Source organism: Corynebacterium sp. 122RC1, assembly GCF_024580955.1.
GTDB lineage: Bacteria > Actinomycetota > Actinomycetes > Mycobacteriales > Mycobacteriaceae > Corynebacterium > Corynebacterium kozikiae.
In genome coordinates this window covers 1-497 of sequence record NZ_JANIKD010000058.1, presented here as the reverse complement: position 1 = coordinate 497, position 497 = coordinate 1, and the positions used below count along the sequence as shown (strand labels likewise).

At 49.3% G+C, this 497-nt stretch carries 2 protein-coding genes; both read right to left on the bottom strand.

The window, feature by feature from the left end; all coding sequences use genetic code 11:
- The coding region (locus NQ050_RS11045; protein ID WP_257039391.1) for a hypothetical protein at nt 1-190 on the bottom strand (190 nt) is incomplete at its 3' end.
- Nucleotides 191-224: 34 nt separating this feature from the next.
- Nucleotides 225-497: met regulon transcriptional regulator MetJ (gene metJ, locus NQ050_RS11040; protein WP_257039390.1), on the bottom strand; the 273-nt coding region annotated here is incomplete at its 5' end.

Below are 497 nucleotides of genomic sequence, written 5' to 3'. Positions count from 1 at the left end.
GGGTTATGATCACAGCTATTATTTTGTCTCCAGTTTTATTGGCGAGCATATTGCCTACCACGCCAATAAACTGAATATGCGTTGATAATAGCACGACTGCCGGTTGCGGCGTGAACGCCTTATCCGGCCTACAAGTTCGTGCAAATTCAATAAATTGCAATATGACGTAGGCCTGATAAGCGTAGCGCATCAGGCGATTCCACTCCGCGCCGCTCTTTTTTGCTTTAGTATTCCCACGTCTCCGGGTTAATCCCCATCTCACGCATGATCTCTTTTGCCGCTTCCGGGATTTCGTCGCTGCTCTCTTTACGCAGATCGGCATCATCCGGCAAAGGTTGCCCGGTAAAGGCATGCAGAAACGCTTCGCACAGCAGCTCGCTGTTGGTAGCGTGACGCAGGTTGTTCACCTGACGACGCGTGCGTTCATCGGTGAGGATTTTTAACACCTTAAGAGGAATGGAAACCGTAATCTTTTTGACTTGTTCACTCTTCTTGCC